We start from the raw sequence: 23,829 nt of genomic DNA, 5'->3' as shown, positions 1-23,829 counted from the left end.
GAGTACCCATCGCACTGACTTTGTTCAAGGTCAGTGCATTGACTGGTACAAAGGATCACTCTCTTGATAGAATCAACCCGTTTCTGCGTAAGCGTTATTAAGAGAGATTCCGAATGGGACGAAGTTTTGAAGTTCGTAAAGCGTCAATGGCGAAAACCCAGGGCGCGAAAATTAAGGTGTATTCAAAGTACGGTAAAGAGATTTACGTCTGTGCTAAAAATGGTGGCTCGGATCCTGAGAGCAATCTATCACTGCGTCGTTTGATTGAGAAAGCCAAAAAAGACCAGGTGCCTGGACACGTGATCGACAAAGCGCTCGATAAAGCCAATGGCACAGGTGGCGAAAACTATGAAGTAGCGCGTTACGAAGGCTTTGGGCCAGGTAGCTGCGCGGTGATAGTGGATTGCTTAACGGATAATAACAGCCGTACTTATATGGACGTACGCCAGTGCTTTGTGAAAAACGATGCGAAAATTGGCACGCCCGGTGCGGTGTCTCATATGTTTGAGCACCAAGCTGTTTTCCAGTTTAAAGGCGAGGATGAAGAAGGCACGCTTGAGGCCTTGGTGATGGCTGATGTGGATGTGTCAGACATCGAAGCAGACGAAGGAGTGATTACCGTTTTTGCCCCTCATACAGAGTTTTTCAAAGTGAAAAATGCGCTAAGTGACTTTCTTGGCGACACGCCGATTGATCTTGAAGAGATCACCTTTGTGCCTCAAATCGACACTCAGGTCAGCGGCGACGATGTTGAACGTTTTGAAAAGTTCCTCGATATGCTTAACGACTGCGACGACGTGCAAAATGTCTACCACAACGCAGAGCTAATCTAAACACAATGACTATGCGCCATGTCATCATGGCGCCTTATCGCTCACCCAGTTGCGTGAGTAACATTTGCGAAAATAACGCCCAATTTTGACGAAACTGATCGTCCCCCTGCAAGACATAACTTTGCAACCCCGCTCCAAGGAAAAACGCATCCACGACACGAATCGCCGTATCAATCTGATGCTGCGGGATTTTTCCCTGATAGAAGTACTCAATTGCGCGTGTATATTCCGTTAACCCATGTTGTGAAAAACGCTGAATAGCGACCCTAAACTGTTCATCAAATAAGGCTTGGGTGGTAAAGCTATACATCGCTTTCATCGCATAGGGCTCACATTGCATGGTGAGATACAAGGTATCCCCTGTCACTTCGAGATAACTCTCAAAATCATCAAAATTGGCAGGCTCGGCCACGGCGAGAAACATAGAGATTAATTCATCAACCGCTGCATATTTGACGGCATCAAGGTTGTCAAAATGATGATACAACGCCCCTTTACTGATCCCGGCTTTCTTCCCTAATTTTGTTGCCGTTAACGCAGCAAGCCCCTCATTTCCAACGATTTCTAGCGTAGTCGAAAGAATATGTTGGCGCATAGCACGCGACGCAATTTCGTTTTTGTTCATCGTTTTTTGATCAAAAGTGAAAGTTCAGATGAAAAAATAAAACATACCGAATGTTCATTCAATTTTTTTTGGGTAAAATGTGACCGATAACCGAATGATTCCTCAACACCAAGGCGTCGGAAGAAAAAAGGCATGAAAGTGGGTGTTGTAAAATAACAGAATAAGGTTCAAAGACAGGTTTAAACGCAATGGCTACAATGAAGAGAGGTAGAAATGGTAAGGGGTGAAGTCAGTGATGAAAAGACTATGGGCGTTACTGTTAACATTAGCGGTTACATGGCCGGTGAGCGCTAAGACCACGTATGTGGTTGGCGTACAGAGTTTTTCACAGTATTACCCGTATTCAGCCTATTCTAATCGCAACTATTCTGGCTTTAACCGAGAGCTTTTGGATATGTTTGCCAATGAATATCACTACCGTTTCGTTTATAAAGCGCTACCGTTAAGACGGCTCGATCGTCGATTTGTTGAAGGCGCCTTTGATCTAAAATATCCCGACAGTCCAGATTGGGGGCAAAAAATAAAAAAGAATGCCAGTGTCACATACAGTGATTCTGTGGTGAGCTACACGAATGGCGTCATGGTCATTGACCAATATTATGGCCGGCCTTTGGATGAATTCCGTTTACTCGGTACCGTTACTGGCTTCACACCTCATCCTTATCAATCTCGCATCAACGCAGGGAAAATACGTGTTGATGAAAGCTATCAATATGATTCGCTGTTAATGAAGGTCATCAGTGGTCGCGTTGATGGAGGCTATACCAATATTGACGTCGCACAGTTTTATCTTGACCAAATGGGGCTAAAAAAAGGCTCCGTCAAATTTGATGATGCCCTCCCACATGTGAAAGGAACACACCACCTTTCGACGATTCACTATCCAGAACTGATTAAAGAATTTAACCAATTTTTAGCCGATAATCATGCCAAGGTCACTGAGCTGAAAGCGCGTTATGGGCTTGAGTAATGAAGGTTTATTGCTTCCTTTCAGTCCGTAGTACTGTATACTCGACGCGCCATTTCAGGCAGGATGAGTCGGTTGAATCAGTTAGAGAAGAGTTGCTTTGAGTAATCAGCTTATCAGTCTAGATTTGTTTTATGCGATTGAGCACCTTATGCCCGGGAAGCGCACTGCCGCGTTATTCCGTCGGTCAATTAAACACCTCCCCGTGACCACATTGGCGCTTACCCACTATGACTCCGCTGCAGGGCTTCAGCTCGCATTATTCCGTCATTGCCGCAATTATGTGGCCTTTACACAAGGCAAGCCCATTTCGCCTGATTTTGATTTCTCTGGGACTGCCGAGCAAATTTTGGCGGCTGAATCAGTGATGAAGGCCTTTATTCGTGGTGCCTACTGGTGGGTGGACTATCACATGAGCCTGTATCGTGACGATTGGAGCCAAGAGCAGTCTCAACGTTGGTTAAGAGACTTACGTTTGCTGGTACAAGTCATTATCGGTGTCGGGAATTGCACCAATGCGGAATTTTTGATCACGCACCGAGGGCCAATCCAAGCCCTGACTTACGATACACATCTCGAGCCTTTTCTTACTAATTATTAGTCATGCCTTGGCCACGCCCAGAGATCTGAGCTATTGATTGATAATCACACACTGCTTTCGCTATTTCGTCACGTTTATTCGCTAGCCTAGGCCCATGACGATGACACAAGGTTCACCATGAAGCGACTAAAGCGGTATCAATACGAGCGGTATGCCATTTTATGCCGCGCCTCTTATCCTGCCTATTTTAATCACACGCAGTACGGCTTCAGTCCGAGTGGGCGACGCGATATTTACGATCGCTGGGGGCGTTGTATTATTCGCGTGCTATGGCGAGATGATGACGATGTGGTGGTGGTATTTCGCGGCTCGCAAACCTTGTGGGACTGGCTGGTAAATTGTGCCTGTGGTCCTAAGCGTATTCGCATGGCTAACGCTTATTGTTGCGTACACTGGGGGTTTCACTACTTACTGACACAAAAAAGTTTGCCATGGCAACAGCACAAACGTCGTTACCAAGCAATGACGACCAGCCAGTTTGCTGATGTCGCACATGCCGCGGATATGGCTTCCTTAGACGGCAATACGGTGCTCGATAAACTCTGCTCCGCCCTTTCGCCTTTGGTCCAGGCCAACAAAAAAGTCTCTTTTATTGGCCACTCGTCAGGCGGCGCGATGGCGGTCCTTGCCGCGGCGATGCTTCCAACACCAATGAGCAGTGCCATTAAACGCATCGTCACCTTTGGTCAACCCGCTGCCGGTATGTGGCGCTTTAAGCAGCACTATCCTTTTCACACCAAAACCTACCGTATCTGTTGTGATGTCGACATTATTACCTTCTTACCCGGTATTCCTTTGCTGTATTGGCATGTCGGTCGGCTTCTATGGCTACATGAAAACAAAATCTATACCGACACGTCGTCACTGATTCGCGTGCTGCGGGTTTTATTTAGCTGGCTCGCACGCCCCATCGCTTATCACTACATGGATAAATACATCCGACGCAAAGATTACTTTGACCAACACTAATTTGTCTGTACCAACCAATACGTGATCTTGATACCAGCTTCCTTCACTGTCCCAAGACTGTCACCCAGTAGTCACCGCGTTTTCATATTGCCTCGCCACACTTTCGACCGACTTTGCGATGTACTTTCTAGCGCATCGCTATCACCTAAATCATAAATACGATAACGAACAGAAAGGAAGAATTGTCGTGAGCAAGCATATTGACCAACGTCCGCTGGACGCAGAACCCGAATTCAATCGCTTTATTGATGCCGCCGTCAGTCGTCGCCGCTTTTTACAAGGCGCGGGCGCAGCCAGTACAGTCGCTTTTTTTGCCGCTAACCCTGTCGCAAAGGCCGTGGCTGGCAGCATGAGCAAAAGTGAACTGCTTGGGTTTGAAGCCATCCCCACCTCAACCGCTGATACAGTCAGCGTCCCTGAGGGTTATAAGGCAGATGTACTTGTGTCTTGGGGAGATCCTATTTTTGCCAATGCCCCTTCGTTTTCTCAACAAAACAACGCCGATGCGCAAGCGCAGCAGTTTGGCGACAATAATGATGGCATGACATTTTTCCCGCTCGCCAATGATCGCGCCTTGCTCGCGGTCAATAACGAGTACATCAACGATGAGTATTTGTTTACGCACGGTGGAGAAAACATCTCAGCCGATGATGCGCGTAAATCACAAGCAGCGCACGGTGTCTCCTTGGTTGAGCTCAAAAAAGTCGATGGTCGTTGGGTAGTGAATCCACAAGGCCGCTTAAACCGCCGTATTACCGCGTATACAGAAATAGCAATGACAGGTCCTGCTGCCAGCCACTCATTGCTTAAAACCGCGGCTGACCCCTCGGGTGAGAAGATCCTCGGCACCTTTAACAATTGTGCCAACGGCGAAACGCCTTGGGGCACCTATCTCACCTGCGAAGAGAACTTTAACGGCTATTTTGCCAGCGAAAAAACCGTGACCTTGGGTAAAACCTATCAGCGCTATGGCATCAGCGATACCGATTGGGGATACGACTGGTACAAACACGACGAACGCTTTGATGTCGCCAAGCATCCCAATGAGCCCCACCGCTTTGGCTGGGTGGTCGAAATTGATCCTATGGATCCCAACTCAACCCCGAAAAAGCGCAGTGCGCTGGGTCGATTTAAGCACGAAAATGCCGCGCTAACCGTGAATGATGATGGTCATGTCGTTGTGTATATGGGCGATGATGAACGTGGCGAGCACCTGTATAAGTTTGTCTCTGAAGGAAAATACGATCCGAGTAAAAGTAGCGCTAATCGCGATTTGCTCGAAAATGGCACCTTATATGTCGCCAAATTTACTGGCAGCGACGACGAGCTAAAAGGCCAAGGAGAGTGGTTAGAGCTCACCTTTGGTAAAAATGGCCTAACGCCAGAGAACGGCTTTCCTGATCAAGCTAGCGTGCTCATTTTTGCCCGCGAAGCCGCGACGCAAGTGGGGGCGACCACCATGGACCGCCCAGAGTGGGTCGCCGTGCACGCCGACAACAAACATGTTTTCTGCACCCTCACCAATAACAAACACCGCGGCGTGAAAGACAGCCAGCCATTAAATGCGGCCAACCCACGCACCAAAAACCCGTATGGTCATATTATTCGCTGGGCACCGACCCAAGGCGACCATACTCAGGCGACCTTTGAGTGGGACATCTTCGTGATGGCCGGCCACCCCGAGAAGCAATCTGGATTAATGGCAGGTACCGATAACATCAACAAAGACAATATGTTTAACAGCCCAGATGGTATCGGCTTTGATCGCGCAGGACGTCTTTGGATCCAAACCGACGGCGATTACTCCAACGAGGGCGACTTTGCGGGCATGGGCAATAACCAAATGCTGTGTGCCGACACGCAAACGGGGGAAATTCGTCGCTTCCTCACCGGGCCTACATCGTGCGAGATCACAGGACTGACCTTTACGCCCGACTCACGCACTATGTTTGTGGGCGTGCAACATCCAGGCGCGCACTTCCCTGCAGGCGGTGACGCCATTCCTCGCTCTTCGGTTATCATGATCACCAAAGACGACGGTGGCGTGATCGGGACCTAAACCTTCGTCGTCCAATGATCTAAGGTTTACTTTGTTAAAACCGCTCAGCCCTTGCCAACGCAAGGGCTTTTTGTAAGTTTATGTTCTATTTTGCCTAACAAAGGGGCAGAATAGCGCCAAAACTTGCCAGAAGTATGATGGGAGTGATTTTGTTATCTGAGTTGAAAAATATCGCCCAACTGTTGGTCGAAAACAAACTATTGACCACCATTGGTGTTATCGTTTTATAGCGCTCGTGACCATCACGCGCGCTATCAAGCGATCAACTGAGTGACGACGCATCACGTCCAAGTAAAACTCACAGTAAAAACAACGTCCCTAAGCCCAAGAAAGCGACAAAGCCGACGATGTCCGTCACTGTGGTTAAAATCACTGAGCCTGACAGTGCCGGATCAATCTTCAGCTTCTCTAATAACACTGGCACAAAAATCCCCGCCAATGCCGCACTGATGATATTGGCGACAATCGCAGCACCGATAACCGCACCAAGTCCCCAGCTTTCAAACCAGTAACCCGCAATGGCACCAATCACAAGCGCCCAAAGCACACCATTAAGCAGCCCCACTTTAAATTCCTTGCTCAAAAGAGGCTTTAGGTTAGCTTTAGAGATTTGCCCGAGCGCGAGGCCTCGCACGATCAGCGTCAGGGTTTGACTACCGGCGATCCCCCCCATAGAAGCGACCACGGGCATGAGTACCGCCAGCGCGACAACCTGCTGCAACGTTGCTTCAAATAGACCGATAAACCATGACGCGAGAAAGGCTGTCATCAGGTTCACCCCAAGCCATAACGCACGGTTGCGCGCACTTTTCATTACCGGGGAGAATAAATCTTCATCTTCATCCAAGCCCGCGGTGGCCATAATTTGCGCTTCTGCCCGTTCCGCTTGCATCTCATAAGCCGTGCCCAAATCAAGTCGCCCAATCAACATATTACCGTCATCCAGCACGGGCAGTGCGATTTCTTCACTGCTCGCGACTTTGTCAGCGCTGGTATAAATATCATCACGTGCGTTCAAGCTGGGGAACTGCTCACGGACCAGCTCACTGATTTTTAGCACCCCGTCCGCGCCGAACAGCTTATGAATAGGGACAGCCCCGACCCAGATGCCTCGACTGTCGACAACGAAGACATGATCACAATATTTGGGCATCACACGGCGCAGTAAACGCAGTACCACATTGACTTTTGTTTTGGCGGGCACCACTAAGGGTTGATGATCACACCAATGCCCCACTTGGTTATCCGCATACTGTTGTGCCGAGGCATAGCGTTGCTTTTGCTCCGAGTCCATACGACCGAGCGCTTCTTCTAGCAGCGGTTCGGTCAACACATCTTGCAACTCCAACAAGGTGTCCGCGTCGAGATCAGCAAAAAGCGTATAGAGTTGTGCCTCATCAACGGCACGGATCACCGCCTCACCGGCGTCATCACGCATTTCCGCCAACACTGGCAGTTGTAACGAGGGAGAGAGTTGTTCCCAAAAGCCCACACGATCGTTGACGGGCAAGGCTTCCAACAACAGAGCGAGGCTATCCACACCGTGTGCTTGCTCTATCTCTTGTATCGTCTCGGGCGCATCTTGATCGACTTTTGATAGCAAATCGTCAATCACTTCTTGTCTATCACTCGTTTGCATGGTAGTTCCTTCTCAACGGTCATCATGTGCACAACAGTCCAGCGAACCGCCCCCGGCAGGGGCCCTCAGCTGTCTCCTATATGCGATGATAGTGCCGTTTCCAGTGTGCGATGGTTATCACATATCATCGCCGATTTTTCAGATTCTTACCACGAATAACCGCTATCACTTCTATGGTGAAAGCAAGGCAGAGCACTAACGAGTAATGATAACAATGCCGGTTCAATCAACGGAAAAAGTGTGTGTAGGTTGGCGTGAGTGGATTAGCCTCCCCGACCTCAATATTGCGCGTATAAAAGCCAAAATTGATACGGGCGCGCGGACTTCATGCTTACATACCTTCAAAATCGAAGAGTTTGAGAAAGGAGACGTCACTTGGGTTCGTTTTTGGATCCATCCTCACCAAGGCGATGACGAGCATGTGATTCAAGCAGAAGCGCCCGTGCTTGCGCGTCGTGTCGTGCGCGACTCTGGCGGACATGAGCAACTTCGCTATGTGATTCAGACCACACTTAAAGCCGGTGAACTGTGTTATCCCATAGAGATGACACTCACCGCACGCGATAACATGCGCTTTCGTATGCTGTTAGGTCGTACCGCAATGACGGGAAACGTCATTGTCGATCCTATGCATTCATTTCTGCTTGGCAAATAGGAGCCCTAACCACAATGAAAATCGGTATCCTTTCCCGGAATAAAAACCTCTATTCCACTCGACGCCTGATTGAAGCGTGCGAACAACGTGGCCATGATTATAAAATTATTGACGCATTACGCTGTTATATGAGCATTAACTCGACACAACCGTCGATTCATCTCGCTGGCGAGGAGTTAGAGGGGTTTGACGCCATCATTCCGCGTATCGGCTCCTCAGTCACCTTTTATGGCTGTGCCGTATTGCGCCAGTTTGAAATGATGGGGGTTTTTCCTGTTAATGAGTCTGTGGCCATTACCCGCTCTAGAGACAAGCTAAGGTCAATGCAATTGCTGTCGCGCAAAGGCATAGGTATGCCGCATACTGGGTTTGCCAGCAAGCCGGGTGATGTGGGTGATTTGCTGGAAATGGTGGGCGGTGTCCCTGTGGTCGTCAAGCTGCTGGAAGGCACCCAAGGCATTGGTGTCGTCCTCGCCGAAACCAAAAAAGCAGCTGAAAGTGTGATTGAAGCCTTTATGGGCTTAAAAGCCGATATTTTGGTGCAGGAGTACATTAAAGAATCCAGCGGTGCTGATATTCGATGCTTTGTGATTGGTGACAAGGTGATTGCGGCAATGAAACGTCAAGCCCAGCCAGGCGAGTTTCGCTCTAATTTACACCGCGGAGGCTCAGCATCCTTGGTTCGGATCACGCCCGCAGAGCGACGCACAGCCATCGCTGCGGCCAAAGCTATGGGGCTCAATGTCGCCGGGGTTGATCTGCTGCGCTCAGAACGTGGCCCGCTTGTCATGGAAGTTAACTCCTCTCCAGGGCTAGAAGGCATTGAAAACGCGACCGGAAAAGATGTTGCTGGCATGGTTGTGGAATATATCGAAAAGAACGCTTACTCAAAAAGGACACGCACTCGTGGGAAGGGCTAAAAAAAACAAGGCCATCGAAATCGGTGGCGAGACCGTTAACCCAGGTGATCGTCTCAGCCTAGAGCTGGAAATCGCTAAGCTTTATACCCACGCACCGCTCAACGTGAGTATCGAGGTACTTAACGGCAAATTATCGGGCCCCACATTGTTAATATGTGCAGCTATTCATGGCGATGAGCTCAACGGCATTGAAGTGGTTCGTCAAGTCATGGCCAAAACCGATCCGAAAAAGCTACATGGCACCTTAATTGCGATTCCTGTGGTGAATGTGTTTGGGTTTATTCATAAATCTCGCTATCTGCCAGATAGGCGAGACTTGAATCGCTCTTTTCCAGGTTCAGAACGTGGCTCTATTGCCGGGCGCATGGCGTATCAGCTTTTTAATGAAGTGATCAGCCAATGCACCCATGTGATCGATCTTCATACCGCCGCCATTCATCGCACCAATTTGCCTCAGATTAGAGCCAATCTGGAGAATCAAGAGGCAGCGGCGATGGCAACCGCATTTGGCGCGCCTGTGGTGGTAGATGCCGCATTGCGTGAAGGATCGCTACGCGCCGAAGCTGAGCGTATCGAGATTCCGGTGATCACCTATGAGGCCGGTGAAGCACTACGTTTTGAGCCTTACGCTATTAACGCAGGCGTTAGGGGATGCATACGCGTAATGCGCCACTTAGGCATGSTGCGTCAATCGCGGCGGAAATTACCGTACAAACCAGTCACAGCCAGAGCAACCCGTTGGGTACGTGCCGATGCAGATGGCATATTCCGCAGCCATATTGCCCTAGGTGAGATGGTCTCCAAGCAACAAGTCATCGGTATCATTTCTGATCCAGTAGGCAGTCAAGAGGTTGAAGTCATCGCCCCCCAGAGCGGCATTCTCATTGGGCAGCAAACACTGCCTGTGGTGAATGAAGGGGATGCGGTTTTCCATATTGCGTTCTTCTCACAACCCGATGACTTGATTGAGCAACATATGGAAGATTATCGAGATCAAGTCAAAGACGACCAAGATGATGAGCTAAAATGGGGAATTGGCACCCTATCAACATGATCGCGTCACGAGAAACAAACCGTACTACTTGCATCGAGCCATAAGATTCATAACACTACGCGTTTTGTAGCACGGGCAGCCGCCCGTTCAATAAGAGGAACGACATCATGCTGACATGGCAAGACATCGTCGCTCGAAGTGAAAACGGTAATCTCACGCCGCCGTCGCGAGTTGAGAAAACAGACCAAGAGTGGCAAGCACAGCTCAGTGAAGAGACCTTTCGTGTTACCCGCCAAAAAGGCACAGAGCGCGCGTTTAGCTCAGGGATGTGCACGCTCTTTGAACCAGGGCGTTATGGATGTACATGCTGCGGCACCTTGCTGTTTGATGCGCATGAAAAGTTTGATTCGGGGACAGGCTGGCCGTCGTTTACGCAACCTGCGCAAGATGATGCCATCGCCTATCATAAAGATGGCAGCCACGGAATGACGCGAATTGAAACCACCTGTGCCACCTGTGACGCTCACCTTGGCCATGTATTCCCAGACGGCCCCGAGCCATCTGGCTTACGCTTTTGTATGAATGCCATTGCACTTAAAAAAATGGATTAATGCTTTAAAGGGCGAGTCTGCCTCGCCCCGTATTTTACTCAGCAATACCGCCTTGTGTCAGTTTGGTTGGATCAAGCAACTCAGCCAGCTTTTCTCGGTCTAGATCAGTTTCTTCTTCGGCAACGTCGAGAATCGGGCGTCCTTGTTGAKACGCTTTTTTAGCGATTTCAGCCGCTTTCAAGTACCCAACAACAGGGTTGAGGGCGGTGACCAAGATAGGGTTACGAGACAACGCGGCTTGCAGGTTATCTTCTCTCACTTTAAAGCTGCGAATCGCTTTATCGGCAAGCAGTCGGCTTGCGCCAGCGAGCAAGTTGATACTTTGCAACACATTCGCGGCAATCACTGGCAGCATCACGTTCAGCTCAAAATTCCCCGACTGACCCGCCACCGTCACCGTGGTGTCATTGCCCATCACCTGCGCAGACACCATCGCCGCCGACTCGGGAATAACGGGGTTGACCTTGCCTGGCATAATTGACGAACCTGGTTGCAACCCTTCCAGCTCGATCTCACCGAGTCCCGCAAGTGGCCCCGAGTTCATCCAGCGCAAATCATTGCTTAGTTTCATGGTTGCCACCGCGGTGGTTTTTAATTGACCATGAAGGGCCACCAGCGCATCTTGGCTGCCAATGGCAAAGAATGGGTTCTCACTTGCCGTAAAACCCGTCTTGCTCAGCGCGGCTACCGCTTCGGCAAAACGCTCAGCAAACAATGGGTGAGCATTGATCCCTGTGCCGACCGCTGTCCCTCCCTGCGCCAACGCGCGTACCGGCGACAAACTTTGGGTAATTTGTACCATGGCATGTTCAATTTGCTGCGACCAGGCATCCAGTTCTTGCGCCATGGTGACTGGCATGGCGTCCATTAAATGGGTACGCCCGGTTTTGACAATATCGCCAACGGACTGTTTCTTTTCTTGCAAAGCATCACGCAAATGAGCCAGTGCAGGCAGCAGTTTTTGCTCGCAGCCTAACGTGGTACTGATCTGAATGGCCGTTGGCACGGCGTCATTGCTGCTTTGGCTCATGTTGACATGATCGTTGGGGCTAACCATCTCACCGGATTTCTCTGAGGCTAAGGTAGCAAGTACCTCGTTCATATTCATATTCGAACTGGTGCCCGACCCGGTTTGAAACACATCAACAGGAAACTGATCCAAGTGATTACCCGCCATGATTTCTTGTGCGCTCTCACAAATGGCGTCGGCAATCTTACGCTCTAACAACCCCAGTGACTCATTTGCTTGTGCCGCACCGTATTTCACCATCGCCAGTGCGCGAATAAAGTCTTCGGGCATGGTCTGATCACTGACCGCAAAGTTATTCACCGCACGTTGCGTTTGTGCCTGATACAAAGCCTGCTCAGGCACTTCAACGTCACCCATACTGTCTGTTTCAATACGTGTTTTCGCCATGATCATATCCTTTTATGTCGCCATGCCATTTCGATAATGGTTATCATTAACACATTAAAGTAGCTAAATGAAGTCAGTCACTGCATCCGTTGACAAAAATCCGTGCCTCTTCGTCGTGCATCTCCTAGTATGGCGTCATTGTCACCCATAACGAGCAACATTATGCAAGAAGAAACCAGTACCAGTATCACTAATTTGATTGAAGTGGTTGAGAACCAGATTGCCGACCAAGAGCCTAAAAAGGTAGCAGAAACCTTGATGCGCCTACGTATGACCGGCTATTCACGCGATGAAGCTATCGAGTACATTGCCTGTGCATTAATGGTTGAGATCTACGACGTCAGCAATCACAACGGACAATTTACCCTGTCCCGCTATGAAGCCAACTTAGATACCCTGCCAGACATGCCATGGGCCGATGAGATTAATTTGGATATCGGTGAGTAACGCCTTCAGTTAAGCAATTACCCTAAAAGCCGCTCAGCGCGGCTTTAATTTTTAGAGTGGATAGACTTTCTCAAACTCTTCAAGCACCACATCCGAGTGCTCATCAAAATGCAGCCCGTGTGTTTTGGCGTACTGGGAGAAGTATCCCCAATGCGCTTCGTGCCAACACTGGTAAGAACCATCTCCCTCCCCTTCTCGTGCAGCAAATTCGGCGCTGACTTGGTTAAATGGGCAATAGCTCACCTGTGTGGTTTTGACGATGCAAACGGGTCGCTGGTGACCATTAAGGACAATCTTATAATGTCCTTTTTGCGGGATCACCGCATTTTTCTCTTCCAAAGAACTACGCAACCGGCAGTGCGCTTTCTTTTTATTCAAACTCACCAAGGTCGCGACTTCATTGGCTCTGACGGTATGGTGGCTTAACGTATCGACTACCACCATATCGTCACTTGGCCGCTGGTGAGTTGGCAGGGTCGCAAGGTACTGGTGCCAAAAGGCGTATTGTTCTTCAGTCATCTCTCTCGCCTTGTTTTCTTTTTGAATGGGTTCTTGGGCAGTTAAACGACGGTTATCTTAACGCTCTGTTTCGTTTTCGCCTATGCGCCAGCTAACGTTTCACATTTTTCTTACAACGAAATAAAGGTCGCTGACACTAACCAACCAATATAAAAAAGCGGCCAGGATGGCCGCTCAGAATAGAAGAGACGTTTAATCGCTAATAAATGGCAATAAGGCTTGGTGTAGCCGATCAATTTCATCAACCGTGTTGTAATGCATCATACCGATGCGGATCACACCGCCCTTGTCTAAAACATCAAGCTGTTCACACAAGCCTTGCGCATAAAAGTGGCCGTTCCAGACACAAAAATTTTGCGCGCCGAGTGCTTGCGCAACCTCAGCTGGCTCGACCCCCTCTATACGCATCGCAAAGGTAGGGGTACGTTTATCGAGCAGATGATCGTCAGTAATGCCATAGATACGTACTTTGGGATAAGCGCGCATCAACTGAATAAAATGAGCAGACAGGGCCCGCTCATGTGCTTGATACTGCGCAAAGCTTGCCGCTAGTCTTTCTCTTAGTGAAGACGTTGGATCGCCCCATTGTGCAAGATACTCAACCGCGGCGATAAAGCCCGCAATGGCTTCAAAGCTTTGCGTGCCCGTTTCGAACCGGCCAGGGCCTTGATTAGTCGCAGGTTCTACTTTGTACGGTTTTAATGTCTGTACCCACTTAGGCGCGACATACACAAAACCAACATGGGGCCCAAAAAACTTGTACGCCGAACAGGCAAGGAAATCGCACCCGAGTGCTTGCACATCCACTAAGTGATGGGGCGCGTAATGCACCGCATCGACATACACTTTGGCGCCGACTTTTTTCGCCATCTCCACCACTTTTGCCACATCCACCAAACTGCCTGTGGTGTTGGAGGCCAACGTCACCGCAATTAACTTGGTTTTGTCGGTAATCAAGCTGGCAAGATGTGTCATATCGACAGAATATGTCGACTCATCAACACGCACCTGTTTCACAGTCGCGCCTTTATCGTGCGCCGCTTGCTGCCAGCTAGACACGTTAGAATAGTGATCCAGCGCGGAGACAATCACCTCGTCCCCCGCCTGCCAGTCGCGACTGATTGCGCGGCTCAACGAGAAAGTCAAGGTGGTCATATTAGGCCCGAATACCATGCTTTCTGACAATGAGGCATTCACAAAGGCGGCCGCCACATCCCGTGCCCGCTGCATCAGCTCGGTGGTATAACGACCAGAGAAAAACTGGCCACCAAGGTTGGCGTTGTAGTGCCCTAAATAATCCACCATGGCATCAAGCACCGCGCGGGGCACTTGCGCGCCCCCTGGGCCATCAAAAAATGCAACGGGTTCGCCTTCAATGATTTGGGCGAGCGCGGGAAAGTGGCCCCGAACAGCATGAGGTGAAAAGCCTGCTGGTGTCATCGTTACTTCCTTGTTGCTGTGAGTACAAATACATCCATCGTGCCCGGTTTCTGGTTATCCACGGGCGTAATTGGCTCAGCGTAATGCCACAGTGTACGGTCATCAAGTGCTGCCATTTGTCCCGGTGCCAGCGGCAAACTAAACAGCGGGGCGCTTGTTTTGTGACTAAATACCTGAAAGTCACCGCCATCAATATTATCGCGGCCAATGCTCACAATGGCGATATGATCGAAGCCATCTTGGTGAACCCCCTCTGGGGCGACTTGTACCGACTGATCATCCGCCTGAATACGAATTTGGTGGATTTCAATATCGTTACCGTCGCTTAACTGATACATATCGCGGAAAGTGCGACACATGGCATGAAAGCCAGGCTTTTGCACGGTTTCTGATTCAATATCTTCAAATGTCCTCGCCACATCGCCTTGGAACTCGTTGATATCCGAGGTTTGCATAAACGGCCGTGGTGGTAGTTTTTCGACACCTTCATTGAAAACATGAACCACCGAGTAACGACGAAGTCGATAGCCGCCGTCTGCATGTGAAGTGCCAGGGAGATTATCAAACGAGGGTTGAAGCTGCTTGATGTCGTTATCATCCAGTTGATTGAGCTGCATGAGTAGTGAAGACGTAGTCATGGCGTTCTCCTTTTATCCGTACCGAAGCACGCATTGATGCCAGGGCCATTGCCAAGCACAATATTAACAAATGCGTTACATGTTATGTTTAACTAAATCCCCTACCATTTCCAGTTTCGACCCTAGATTTGTCGACTTTAAAACCATCAATCAGAATGATTACCTACTAATACCCTTTAAGCCATTGAAAACCTCCAACCCAAAAGTTAACAACTAGTAAACATTAGCATTAACCACCAATCAAAAGGCAATGATCGATATTTTAAGTCGCACTCTCGGCAGTTTACTGTCACGAAAAGTTGCCATATCCGATAGAACAGGATCTTATAGATAACGTTTTCGCGTGATTGCGACGGTCTATATCCGTTTTATCGCAAACGTCTAAACACATAATTCGCGCTATACTGATGAGATAGGCTCTGCAACTAGGGGAAATAATATGGCACGTCTTGCCATTCGGTGTTCATGTGGGCAAATGACAGGCGAGATCATTGATGCACAACAAAGCCAACGTTGTGTGTGCTTTTGCAGTGATTGCCAGGCCTATGCGCAAACACTGGGCTACCATACTGAACTCGAGCCAGGCGGCGGCACAGAAGTGCTACAAATTACGCCATCGCAGCTCCGCATTTATCGCGGCCGAGATCAATTAACCTGTTTGAGACTGAGCGAACGAGGTCTATACCGCTGGTATACCCATTGTTGTCAAACGCCTATCGCCAAWACCATTCATGCCGATATTCCTTTTGTTGGCGTGGTGAGCGCTTGCTATCAGATTGAAGGCGATAATAAAGAAGAAATCGGCCCGGTTCGCTGGTATGTGCAAGGACAAGATGCTCGCTCAACGCCTACAGCAAACAAGGTTCACGCAAGATTTCCATTGCGCCTGATGATTATCACTGCCGTAAAGGGCTTGTGGACACGGCTACTGGGTAAGCATCGTCCGAATGTCTTTTTTGACCGTGAAGGGCGTCCGCGTGGCCTGATTCATCATGTGGAGCAATCAGCCCCCCTCATCGAGAAGGAAAAAGCCTCTGCCGTGACAAGATAAGGTAAGACCGATGGGAGTGATAGGTTGTAGCGTGATAACAACGCTTTAACTTCGTCATCATCGCATTTACAATAGAGCTGTAAAATCAAGCAATCCCCCGAGCGAGGCGACAGCCTTCTAGGCAAGGTCGCCTCTCTTATTCACAATAACGGACAAGGGGAGGCATCCGTGAGCAACCCATCTCAACACCCAGATAGTTTCAACACCCGACGTACTCTACATGTCAACGGTGAAACCTACGACTACTACCGCCTGGACGCACTGTCCGATAATTTCGAGATCAGTCGTTTACCCTACTGCTTAAAAGTCCTGCTAGAGAACTTGCTACGTAAAGAAGATGGCAAGAATGTCTCCGCAGACGACATTCGTACGCTTTGCCAATGGCAAGCCGATAAAGCTGGGCAAGATCAGGTAAACTTCACCCCTGCACGTGTCGTGCTTCAAGATTTCACTGGCGTACCTGCCGTGGTGGATCTCGCAGCCATGCGTGCCGCCATGCGCGATTTAAAAGGCGATCCAGCCAAAATCAACCCGCTTGGTGCGGTTGATCTTGTCATCGACCACTCGGTCATGGTGGATGACTACGGCAACCCTGATTCCTTGCAGAAAAACACCGAGATTGAGTTTGAGCGTAACAGCGAGCGTTACCAGTTTTTGCGCTGGGGTCAACAAGCCTTCTCTAACTTCCGCGTGGTGCCACCTGGCACTGGGATTGTGCACCAAGTAAACCTTGAGTATTTAGCACCGGGTGTACTGGTGGAAGAGCAAGGCGGCAACAAGTTAGCCATGCCAGATACCCTGGTAGGTACAGACTCACATACCACCATGATCAACGGTTTAGGCGTGCTCGGTTGGGGCGTGGGGGGGATCGAAGCAGAAGCGGCGATGCTCGGCCAGCCTATCACCATGCTGATCCCAGAAGTGGTTGGTTTTGAGCTAAAAGGTGAGCTGCCTGCTTCCGCTACCGCCACTGATTTAGTACTCACCGTCACCCAGATGCTACGTGAACGCGGTGTGGTGGGTAAATTTGTTGAGTTTTATGGTCCCGGGCTCGCCAAATTACCGCTGGCYGACCGTGCGACCATTGCCAATATGGCGCCCGAGTATGGTGCAACCTGTGGCATCTTCCCGATTGATAATGAGACCCTCAACTATATGCGCCTGACAGGCCGCACTGATGAGCAAATCACACTGGTCGAAACCTACGCCAAAGCACAAGGTCTGTGGCGTGATGACGACGCACCCGTTGCCGATTACAGTGACACGCTCCATCTCGACCTCGGCGATGTGGTACCAAGTCTTGCTGGCCCCAAACGCCCACAGGACAGAATTGCATTAACCGACGCCAAAGCCCAGTTCGATCAGCTGTTGGAAAAAGAGCAAGCGGCAGCAAATAACCTGATCGCCAGTTTTGCCAGTGAAGGCGGACAAACCGCGGTCGATAATCCTAGCCTTCGCGAACAAGGTAAAGTGGAGGTCGACTACAAAGGTGAGCGATTTACGCTTGAGCATGGGGCCGTTGTGATTGCGGCAATCACCTCCTGCACCAACACCTCGAACCCGGCCGTATTGGTGGCAGCAGGGTTGGTGGCACAAAAAGCACGTGAGCGAGGCTTAAACACCAAGCCTTGGGTGAAAACCTCTCTCGCACCCGGTTCTCAGGTGGTGCCTGCCTATCTGGAAAATGTTGGCCTACTTGAACCACTTGCCGAACTTGGCTTTAACATTGTTGGCTTTGGCTGTACCACCTGTATTGGTAACTCAGGGCCGCTACCTGAGCCTATCACTGAAGCCATTCGCTCGGCGGATCTGCTTGCGACCAGCGTGCTTTCCGGTAATCGCAACTTTGAAGGCCGTATTCACCAAGATGTGAAAGCCAACTATCTCGCCTCACCCCCGTTAGTGGTGGCCTACGCACTGGCGGGTAATATGAATGTCGATGTCCTTAAGGAGCCATTAGGACAAGATGAAAACGGTAAGCCTGTTTACCTCAAAGACATTTGGCCCACCCCGCAGGAAGTGGCGCAAACTATCCAATCCGCAATGACGGAAGGGCTGTACCAAGACAAATACGCGGATGTGTTTGCCGGCACAGACGCATGGCGTAAACTGCCGGTGCCTGAAGATGAGATTTATTCATGGCCTGACTCCACTTACGTTAAAAAACCAACCTACTTTGACGGCATGACCATGGCACTGCCGGAAATGAAACCGATTAAAGGCGCACGCTGTGTGGTCAAAGTCGGTGATTCGATCACGACCGACCACATCTCACCCGCCGGCGCAATTAAGCCAGATAGTCCAGCGGGCGAGTATTTGAAATCTAAAGGCGTTGAGCCAAAAGATTTCAACAGCTACGGCTCACGTCGAGGCAACCACGAGGTGATGGTACGTGGCACCTTTGCCAACGTGCGCTTGAAAAACCAAATGGCGCCGGGCACCGAGGGCGGCATGACTACCTATTTGCCCACCAATGAGCAAATGAGCATCTATGAAGCGGCCCAACGCTATCAAAAAGATGATACGCCATTAGTCGTGCTTGCGGGTAAAGAGTACGGGACAGGGTCGAGCCGTGACTGGGCCGCCAAGGGTACCAACTTGCTGGGTATCAAAGCCGTCATTGCTGAAAGCTTCGAGCGTATTCACCGCTCTAACTTAGTAGGCTTTGGCGTGTTGCCACTACAATTTAAAGAGGGTGATTCCGTCGAATCACTTGGGTTGGATGGGACAGAAGTGTTCGACTTTGACGAGATCAAGGGCGAACCCTCTACCCTCAAGGTACGTGCGGTTCGGGATGATAAAACCATGGAGTTTGACGTCAACGTCCGCATCGATACTGCCGTTGAATGGGATTACTACCGCCATGGCGGCATTCTCCACTACGTGCTGCGCCAACTCGCTAGCTAATACTGGTACCAATACCAAAAAGGCCCCGCGGGGCCTTTTTTATTGCGTCGCCATCATGGTTTCAAACGCGTCGATCACCTGCTGAGTGTCAATGGCGGCCATCACATGATCGCCTTTCACCCGCGTGCTCCATGCTAGCTGCTCAACGGGCTTGCCATGTTGCTGTTCAGCAAAAGTTTCGTAAACACTGACCACATCCGCGAGATTATTATAAGGGCCGGTGCGCTTCGGGTTGCTATGGCCATAAAGGCCTAAGACGGGCGTGCCTTGTGTGGTTGCCATGTGCGCGGGGCCGGAATCGGGGGCCAGCACCGCATCGGCGCACGCGAGCACCGCAGCCAATTGTTTGAGACTGGTTTGTCCCACCAAGTTCATCACCGGCACGTTGGCGTCGGCAATAATGCGCGCGGCCAGCGTTTTTTCACGCGCGGCCGGTGAACCACACAGGGCCACCTGATACCCTTTACCGACCACGTAGTCGGCGAATTCAGCGTAGCGCTCTGGCAGCCAGTTGCGCTCATCTTTACTCGCGGCAGGACTGATCACGACAGTAGGCTTGTCACCCAGTTGCGCGTTGGCAAAGGCATGATCGTCTTCAGAAAGTGGTAGTTGCCACTGCGGCGGCGTAACCGGCACGCCCAAGTATTGAGTAAAGGCGAAAAAGCTGTCTAACACATGGCACGACTGGGTGTCGGGGATCCGTTTATTGGTAAACAGCCACTGCCCCTCTTTCGCTCGGTGACGATGAAACCCCACGCGATGGCGCGCGCCGATCCCCACAGTCAATAAGCTAGCGCGTAAAGCAAGCTGCATATGCACTAGCGCATCAAACCGGCGCCCTTTCAGCTGCTGCCAGACGTGACGCATGCCTGCCAAGCCTGCCTTTTTGTCAAACACCACCAGCTCCACTCCTTCAAGCCCGGCTAAAAGCTGTGCTTCGACTTTACCAACCACCCAAGTGATCTGCGTCTGTGGCCAATGGCGCTGCACGGCTTGAATCGCTGCCACCGCATGGCAAACATCACCAATCGCAGACAGGCGTAAAAAACACAGGGAGCGTGGGGCGTGAGTAAACAGAGGCATAACAAATTCCAATTAAGTTATCGCGCCGATTATGCAGTTGGCTCGGTTAAATGTAAAATGCCAGCCTATCGATCAAATTGTTACGAGAATGTATTTATGGGCGCTAATACATCCCCCTCAGAAAAGCCGCGAGGGATCATACGTATCATTAAAGCCACCGGCTATTCTTGGGCTGGATTAAAAGCGGCATATCACCATGAAGCGGCGATCCGTCAAGAAGTTGTATTATTGGCTGCGGCGCTAGTCGTATTACTCTGGCTGCAATTACCGCTGACGGAATCCTTGATGATGTTCGGCGTCATTGTGTTAGTGATTATCGTCGAATTACTTAACTCCGCCATTGAAGCCGTGGTCGACAGAGTGGGTGAAGAGCGTCATGAGCTAAGTGGCAGAGCCAAAGATATTGGTTCTGCGGCGGTATTTGTCAGTTTGCTTTTGGCGGGTGTAGTCTGGCTTGCCACCCTTTGGCATCACTTCGGCATGCCACTTATTCAGTCATACACCTAAATACACAACCCGGCAACGCGCCCAATACGTTGCCGATTGATTCACTCAACTGTGATGAGAAACCATGTCTTTTAAATCGCGACTTCAAACACATAGCTGGTTTATTGCCATTAACGCCCTTGTATTGATGGCAATAGCCAGCCGCTATTTTGCGTTTCTACCGAGTTTTCCCACTGAGCCACTTGGCATCACCTTTATCGTGGTCAGTATCTTTAGCCAAATGGCCTTACTCGCCGCCATTGTTGGCTTGGTGACACTTCCACTTTTACTCCTGCCAACCAAGTTGCGCCAACCATTGCTCGCCTTGATTGCCTCGGTGGGTGTGATCACGCTTTTCATTGATACCATCGTGTTTGCCCAATACCGATTCCATATTAATGCTATGGTGCTGGATCTGATCCTCGCCGGACAGATCGTTAGCTTCCCGCTCATTACTTGGCTGATGGTGATCGGGGGCGTGATTGCCTGCCTCGCGGCGCAATGGGGATTGCTCACTGGGTTGTCGCGGACACGTTTTTCCCAGCAGCGCAAAGTCGGCAAAAAATTCGCGCTGCTCACGTTTCTGACCTTGCTCGCCACCCACGGGATTCATATTTGGGCTGCAGCCTATGCGTATCAGCCCGTGACAACGGTGAAACGTTATTTGCCACTTTTCTATCCAGCCACCGCCAACAGCATGATGCGCAAAAACGGCTGGATTGATGAACAAGCTCTAGCGCGCCAAAAAGCCATGGATGTGGATCGCGAAGCCGATCTTAACTATCCCCTTTCACCGCTGAACACGACCGAGGTTGAGCAACCGGTGAATATCATGTTTTTGGTGGTTGACTCATGGCGCGCAGATACCTTCAATGCCGACAACACGCCCAACCTTTGGGCACTGGCGCAAGATGGCCGTACCTATTCACATCATCTCGCGACGGGGAACGCCACTCGAACCGGCATTTTTGGTCTATTTTATGGCATGCCTGGCACCTATTGGCACAGCTTTCTTGCCAATCAACAATCACCGATGCTGATGGATCGCCTACAGGCGCTCGATTATCAACTGGGTGTGTTCACCGCGACACAATTGGAAAAGCCGGAATTCAATCAAACCGTATTTGCTAAGGTGTCCGATTTACGTAACGGCTCTGAGGGCGACTCTCCCGCCGAGCTAGACGCGGATCTCACCCAAGATTGGATCCGTTGGCACCAGCAGCGTGACCCCAACCGTCCCACCTTCTCGTTTTTATTTTACGATGCGCCACATGGCTATGATTTTCCTGCGGACTTTACCCCCAAATATCAGCCGATGTTGGATGAAATTAACTACCTCAAGTTGGACAACGAGACAGATCCGACACCGTTTTTTAATCGCTACAAGACCAGCGTACGTTACGTTGATAGCTTGGTGGCCCAAGTGGTTGAGGAGCTAAAACAAAGCGGAGAATTCGACAATACTCTGCTGGTGCTCACTGGCGATCATGGACAAGAGATGAATGACAACCAACTGAATTTTTGGGGCCACAACAGCAATTTTACTGACCCACAAATTCACGTGCCTTTCGCGATGATAGGCCCCGGCATCAATGCCAAACAAGTCRACACTGGCAAGCGGCTGACCAGCCACCAAGATGTAGCGCCCACCCTGATGAAGCATTATTTAGGCGTCACGTCCGATCCGGCCAGCTACGCGATCGGTCATGACTTGCTTGCACCCAACCCCGGTCAAGATTGGGTGTTATCGTCAAACTATAGCGGCTATGCGTTAGTCACCGACGATACTATTTTAGAAGTGGGTGCAGGGGGGGCAATATCAATACATGGATAATACCAATCGACCCATAGAAAACGCGTCACCTGACTTTGCGCAAATGGAAAAAGCCCTCGAGCAAATTAGCCGTTTCCGCTAGTCCGTTGTTTGCGCGAGACTCCCCTTCACGAGCCTCTGTCTTCCAGAGGCTCATTTATCCATTTTTCTTCGGGCTAGATCCAGTCAAAAAACTGCACAAACGTCTGCCATTGCGCCGATGCATCCGCCAGCCGCGCTGGATAAAAATGCACGGTCTGACCGGGTCGCGTTTGCGCCAACATGCTTAAGCTGGCACGGGTTAAGCAGCCAAGCTTAGGATAGCCACCGAGTGTTTGCCGATCGTTAAGTAGTACAATCGGCTGACCGTCAGGGGGCACTTGCACGGCCCCGAGCGCAATGCCTTCGGAGACAATTCCCAGTTGCTTGCTCAGGACGCTCGGTCCATTGAGCCGCACGCCCATACGATCACTGTGCTGATCGACCGTGTATTCGCCATCAAAAAATGCCGTTAGCGCCTCGGCGCTGAAGCTATCAAACTGATACCCCGGCACAAGCGCCAGTGGGGTCAGGGCATGGTAGTCAGGAATAAAACGTGTCGGCACACCGCGCACCCTTGGCAACAGCGCATGCGGTCGACAAGGCAACACATCTCCTTTGGTGAGCGCCATACCTCCCGCCTGTTCACCTAATCCGGAATGCAGGCCGCCGAGTTGATTGCGCATTACCGTCGCGGCACTGCCAAATGCGCCATCTACCGCCAACCCGCCACGCACCGCGAGATAGGCGCGCAAGCCACGGCGCGCGTAGCGTAAACGCAGTTCATCACCCGTATTTAGCGTCAAGGTCTGCCACATACCCACGCGCTGACCATTAATACAAGGTTGCATGTCTGCGCCGGTGATGGCAATCGACATCGCGTGGTCAGCACAAAAACGTGCTTGACCCATGGTTATCTCGACCAACGGCGTCTTTGCGGGGTTATCGAGTAAATAATTCGCCCAAGCAAATGCGTGGCAATCGACCGGCCCTCCTTGGCTTAAGCCAAGCTGGCCCACCCCGTAGCGCCCTGTGTCTTGCACCAAGCTCAATACGCCGGGGTCAAGCACCGTTAATCCTGCCACCATTGACCTCCTGCCGCGCGGTAATCAGACT

At 50.5% G+C, this 23,829-nt stretch carries 21 protein-coding genes and 1 pseudogene; 14 read left to right on the top strand and 8 right to left on the bottom strand.

Annotation, left to right across the window (positions count from 1 at the left end; genetic code table 11):
* The first annotated feature begins 113 nt into the window (after nucleotides 1-113).
* Nucleotides 114-833: a YebC/PmpR family DNA-binding transcriptional regulator gene (locus BZG14_RS08400; protein ID WP_069362842.1), complete on the top strand. Its 720-nt coding sequence runs from the start codon at nucleotides 114-116 to the stop codon at nucleotides 831-833.
* A gap of 34 nt (nucleotides 834-867) precedes the next feature.
* On the opposite strand, the gene BZG14_RS08395 is transcribed toward BZG14_RS08400, so the two are convergent.
* Nucleotides 868-1,458 carry a TetR/AcrR family transcriptional regulator gene (locus BZG14_RS08395; protein ID WP_069362841.1) on the bottom strand — a complete coding sequence of 197 codons (591 nt, stop codon included), beginning with the start codon at nucleotides 1,456-1,458 and terminating at the stop codon, nucleotides 868-870.
* A 235-nt stretch (nucleotides 1,459-1,693) separates the two neighbouring features.
* Between BZG14_RS08395 and BZG14_RS08390 the strand changes: the two genes are divergently transcribed.
* From BZG14_RS08390 to BZG14_RS08375, 4 genes are all read left to right on the top strand, one after another.
* Nucleotides 1,694-2,428 carry a transporter substrate-binding domain-containing protein gene (locus tag BZG14_RS08390; RefSeq protein WP_077484954.1) on the top strand — a complete coding sequence of 245 codons (735 nt, stop codon included), beginning with the start codon at nucleotides 1,694-1,696 and terminating at the stop codon, nucleotides 2,426-2,428.
* 97 nt (nucleotides 2,429-2,525) lie between these two features.
* Nucleotides 2,526-3,026, top strand: coding sequence for a hypothetical protein (locus BZG14_RS08385; protein ID WP_069362839.1), 501 nt, complete (start codon nucleotides 2,526-2,528; stop codon nucleotides 3,024-3,026).
* 117 nt (nucleotides 3,027-3,143) lie between these two features.
* On the top strand, nucleotides 3,144-3,995 hold the full coding sequence (locus tag BZG14_RS08380; protein ID WP_069362838.1) for a lipase family protein: 852 nt from the start codon (nucleotides 3,144-3,146) through the stop codon (nucleotides 3,993-3,995).
* A gap of 187 nt (nucleotides 3,996-4,182) precedes the next feature.
* Entirely contained in the window at nucleotides 4,183-6,054 is a 1,872-nt protein-coding gene (locus BZG14_RS08375) for a PhoX family protein (RefSeq protein WP_241824640.1), read from the top strand.
* A 298-nt stretch (nucleotides 6,055-6,352) separates the two neighbouring features.
* Here BZG14_RS08375 and BZG14_RS08370 read toward each other — a convergent pair whose 3' ends face one another.
* Entirely contained in the window at nucleotides 6,353-7,693 is a 1,341-nt protein-coding gene (locus tag BZG14_RS08370) for a magnesium transporter (protein ID WP_077608495.1), read from the bottom strand.
* 214 nt (nucleotides 7,694-7,907) lie between these two features.
* On the opposite strand from BZG14_RS08370, the gene BZG14_RS08365 reads away from it, so the two are divergent.
* The 4 genes from BZG14_RS08365 (at nucleotide 7,908) to msrB (ending at nucleotide 10,873) form a co-directional block, all read left to right on the top strand.
* Entirely contained in the window at nucleotides 7,908-8,348 is a 441-nt protein-coding gene (locus BZG14_RS08365) for an ATP-dependent zinc protease family protein (protein WP_077484960.1), read from the top strand.
* Nucleotides 8,349-8,362: 14 nt separating this feature from the next.
* Nucleotides 8,363-9,268, top strand: a complete 906-nt coding sequence (gene rimK / locus BZG14_RS08360) for a 30S ribosomal protein S6--L-glutamate ligase (RefSeq protein ID WP_077608494.1) — start codon at nucleotides 8,363-8,365, stop codon at nucleotides 9,266-9,268.
* Complete coding sequence (locus BZG14_RS08355) at nucleotides 9,255-10,322, top strand: succinylglutamate desuccinylase/aspartoacylase family protein (protein ID WP_077608493.1); 1,068 nt, start codon at nucleotides 9,255-9,257, stop codon at nucleotides 10,320-10,322. The genes rimK and BZG14_RS08355 overlap by 14 nt, the downstream gene beginning before the upstream one ends.
* A gap of 107 nt (nucleotides 10,323-10,429) precedes the next feature.
* Nucleotides 10,430-10,873 (top strand): peptide-methionine (R)-S-oxide reductase MsrB, encoded by a 444-nt coding sequence (msrB, locus tag BZG14_RS08350; RefSeq protein ID WP_077484966.1) that lies wholly within the window; start codon nucleotides 10,430-10,432, stop codon nucleotides 10,871-10,873.
* 34 nt (nucleotides 10,874-10,907) lie between these two features.
* Here the strand turns inward: msrB and BZG14_RS08345 are convergent, their stop codons facing one another.
* Nucleotides 10,908-12,293, bottom strand: a complete 1,386-nt coding sequence (locus tag BZG14_RS08345; protein ID WP_198532034.1) for a class II fumarate hydratase — start codon at nucleotides 12,291-12,293, stop codon at nucleotides 10,908-10,910.
* Nucleotides 12,294-12,452: 159 nt separating this feature from the next.
* Between BZG14_RS08345 and BZG14_RS08340 the strand changes: the two genes are divergently transcribed.
* Nucleotides 12,453-12,737 carry a hypothetical protein gene (locus BZG14_RS08340; protein ID WP_077484970.1) on the top strand — a complete coding sequence of 95 codons (285 nt, stop codon included), beginning with the start codon at nucleotides 12,453-12,455 and terminating at the stop codon, nucleotides 12,735-12,737.
* A 51-nt stretch (nucleotides 12,738-12,788) separates the two neighbouring features.
* Here the strand turns inward: BZG14_RS08340 and BZG14_RS08335 are convergent, their stop codons facing one another.
* From BZG14_RS08335 to BZG14_RS08325, 3 genes are all read right to left on the bottom strand, one after another.
* A complete protein-coding gene (locus BZG14_RS08335) occupies nucleotides 12,789-13,256 on the bottom strand; it encodes an ASCH domain-containing protein (RefSeq protein WP_046075497.1) in 468 nt (155 codons plus the stop codon).
* Nucleotides 13,257-13,448: 192 nt separating this feature from the next.
* Nucleotides 13,449-14,696, bottom strand: coding sequence for a cysteine desulfurase-like protein (locus tag BZG14_RS08330; RefSeq protein ID WP_077608491.1), 1,248 nt, complete (start codon nucleotides 14,694-14,696; stop codon nucleotides 13,449-13,451).
* A gap of 2 nt (nucleotides 14,697-14,698) precedes the next feature.
* On the bottom strand, nucleotides 14,699-15,334 hold the full coding sequence (locus BZG14_RS08325) for a 2OG-Fe dioxygenase family protein (protein WP_077459016.1): 636 nt from the start codon (nucleotides 15,332-15,334) through the stop codon (nucleotides 14,699-14,701).
* A 439-nt stretch (nucleotides 15,335-15,773) separates the two neighbouring features.
* On the opposite strand from BZG14_RS08325, the gene BZG14_RS08320 reads away from it, so the two are divergent.
* Together BZG14_RS08320 and acnA are read left to right on the top strand one after the other, a co-directional pair.
* Nucleotides 15,774-16,385 (top strand): DUF6151 family protein, encoded by a 612-nt coding sequence (locus tag BZG14_RS08320; RefSeq protein ID WP_131825173.1) that lies wholly within the window; start codon nucleotides 15,774-15,776, stop codon nucleotides 16,383-16,385.
* A gap of 168 nt (nucleotides 16,386-16,553) precedes the next feature.
* The gene (gene acnA, locus BZG14_RS08315; RefSeq protein WP_077608489.1) at nucleotides 16,554-19,292 is read left to right on the top strand and encodes an aconitate hydratase AcnA; all 2,739 of its coding nucleotides are present in this window, start codon (nucleotides 16,554-16,556) and stop codon (nucleotides 19,290-19,292) included.
* A gap of 39 nt (nucleotides 19,293-19,331) precedes the next feature.
* Here the strand turns inward: acnA and BZG14_RS08310 are convergent, their stop codons facing one another.
* Nucleotides 19,332-20,375 carry a glycosyltransferase family 9 protein gene (locus BZG14_RS08310; protein ID WP_077459207.1) on the bottom strand — a complete coding sequence of 348 codons (1,044 nt, stop codon included), beginning with the start codon at nucleotides 20,373-20,375 and terminating at the stop codon, nucleotides 19,332-19,334.
* Between the two features lie 96 nt (nucleotides 20,376-20,471).
* On the opposite strand from BZG14_RS08310, the gene BZG14_RS08305 reads away from it, so the two are divergent.
* Together BZG14_RS08305 and BZG14_RS08300 are read left to right on the top strand one after the other, a co-directional pair.
* A complete protein-coding gene (locus tag BZG14_RS08305) occupies nucleotides 20,472-20,882 on the top strand; it encodes a diacylglycerol kinase (RefSeq protein WP_069360839.1) in 411 nt (136 codons plus the stop codon).
* Nucleotides 20,883-20,946: 64 nt separating this feature from the next.
* A pseudogene (locus tag BZG14_RS08300) lies at nucleotides 20,947-22,777 on the top strand (DUF3413 domain-containing protein).
* A 73-nt stretch (nucleotides 22,778-22,850) separates the two neighbouring features.
* Here the strand turns inward: BZG14_RS08300 and BZG14_RS08295 are convergent.
* The gene (locus BZG14_RS08295) at nucleotides 22,851-23,801 is read right to left on the bottom strand and encodes a biotin-dependent carboxyltransferase family protein (protein WP_077484983.1); all 951 of its coding nucleotides are present in this window, start codon (nucleotides 23,799-23,801) and stop codon (nucleotides 22,851-22,853) included.
* Nucleotides 23,802-23,829: the final 28 nt, after the last annotated feature.

It is taken from the genome of Salinivibrio sp. IB282 (genome assembly GCF_001995685.1).
In the GTDB taxonomy this organism is placed as follows: Bacteria; Pseudomonadota; Gammaproteobacteria; order Enterobacterales; family Vibrionaceae; genus Salinivibrio; species Salinivibrio kushneri.
Note: the sequence above shows the minus strand (reverse complement) of the source record. Positions and strands in the feature narration are given on the sequence as shown.

What these genes read in the sequence shown, in the direction of transcription:
- BZG14_RS08400 (WP_069362842.1), top strand. Translation starts at nt 114, where the DNA reads ATGGGACGAAGTTTTGAAGTTCGTAAAGCGTCAATGGCGAAAACCCAG.
- BZG14_RS08395 (WP_069362841.1), bottom strand. Translation starts at nt 1,458, where the DNA reads ATGAACAAAAACGAAATTGCGTCGCGTGCTATGCGCCAACATATTCTT.
- BZG14_RS08390 (WP_077484954.1), top strand. Translation starts at nt 1,694, where the DNA reads ATGAAAAGACTATGGGCGTTACTGTTAACATTAGCGGTTACATGGCCG.
- BZG14_RS08380 (WP_069362838.1), top strand. Translation starts at nt 3,144, where the DNA reads ATGAAGCGACTAAAGCGGTATCAATACGAGCGGTATGCCATTTTATGC.
- BZG14_RS08370 (WP_077608495.1), bottom strand. Translation starts at nt 7,693, where the DNA reads ATGCAAACGAGTGATAGACAAGAAGTGATTGACGATTTGCTATCAAAA.
- BZG14_RS08365 (WP_077484960.1), top strand. Translation starts at nt 7,908, where the DNA reads ATGCCGGTTCAATCAACGGAAAAAGTGTGTGTAGGTTGGCGTGAGTGG.
- rimK (WP_077608494.1), top strand. Translation starts at nt 8,363, where the DNA reads ATGAAAATCGGTATCCTTTCCCGGAATAAAAACCTCTATTCCACTCGA.
- msrB (WP_077484966.1), top strand. Translation starts at nt 10,430, where the DNA reads ATGCTGACATGGCAAGACATCGTCGCTCGAAGTGAAAACGGTAATCTC.
- BZG14_RS08340 (WP_077484970.1), top strand. Translation starts at nt 12,453, where the DNA reads ATGCAAGAAGAAACCAGTACCAGTATCACTAATTTGATTGAAGTGGTT.
- BZG14_RS08335 (WP_046075497.1), bottom strand. Translation starts at nt 13,256, where the DNA reads ATGACTGAAGAACAATACGCCTTTTGGCACCAGTACCTTGCGACCCTG.
- BZG14_RS08330 (WP_077608491.1), bottom strand. Translation starts at nt 14,696, where the DNA reads ATGACACCAGCAGGCTTTTCACCTCATGCTGTTCGGGGCCACTTTCCC.
- BZG14_RS08325 (WP_077459016.1), bottom strand. Translation starts at nt 15,334, where the DNA reads ATGACTACGTCTTCACTACTCATGCAGCTCAATCAACTGGATGATAAC.
- BZG14_RS08310 (WP_077459207.1), bottom strand. Translation starts at nt 20,375, where the DNA reads ATGCCTCTGTTTACTCACGCCCCACGCTCCCTGTGTTTTTTACGCCTG.
- BZG14_RS08305 (WP_069360839.1), top strand. Translation starts at nt 20,472, where the DNA reads ATGGGCGCTAATACATCCCCCTCAGAAAAGCCGCGAGGGATCATACGT.
- BZG14_RS08295 (WP_077484983.1), bottom strand. Translation starts at nt 23,801, where the DNA reads ATGGTGGCAGGATTAACGGTGCTTGACCCCGGCGTATTGAGCTTGGTG.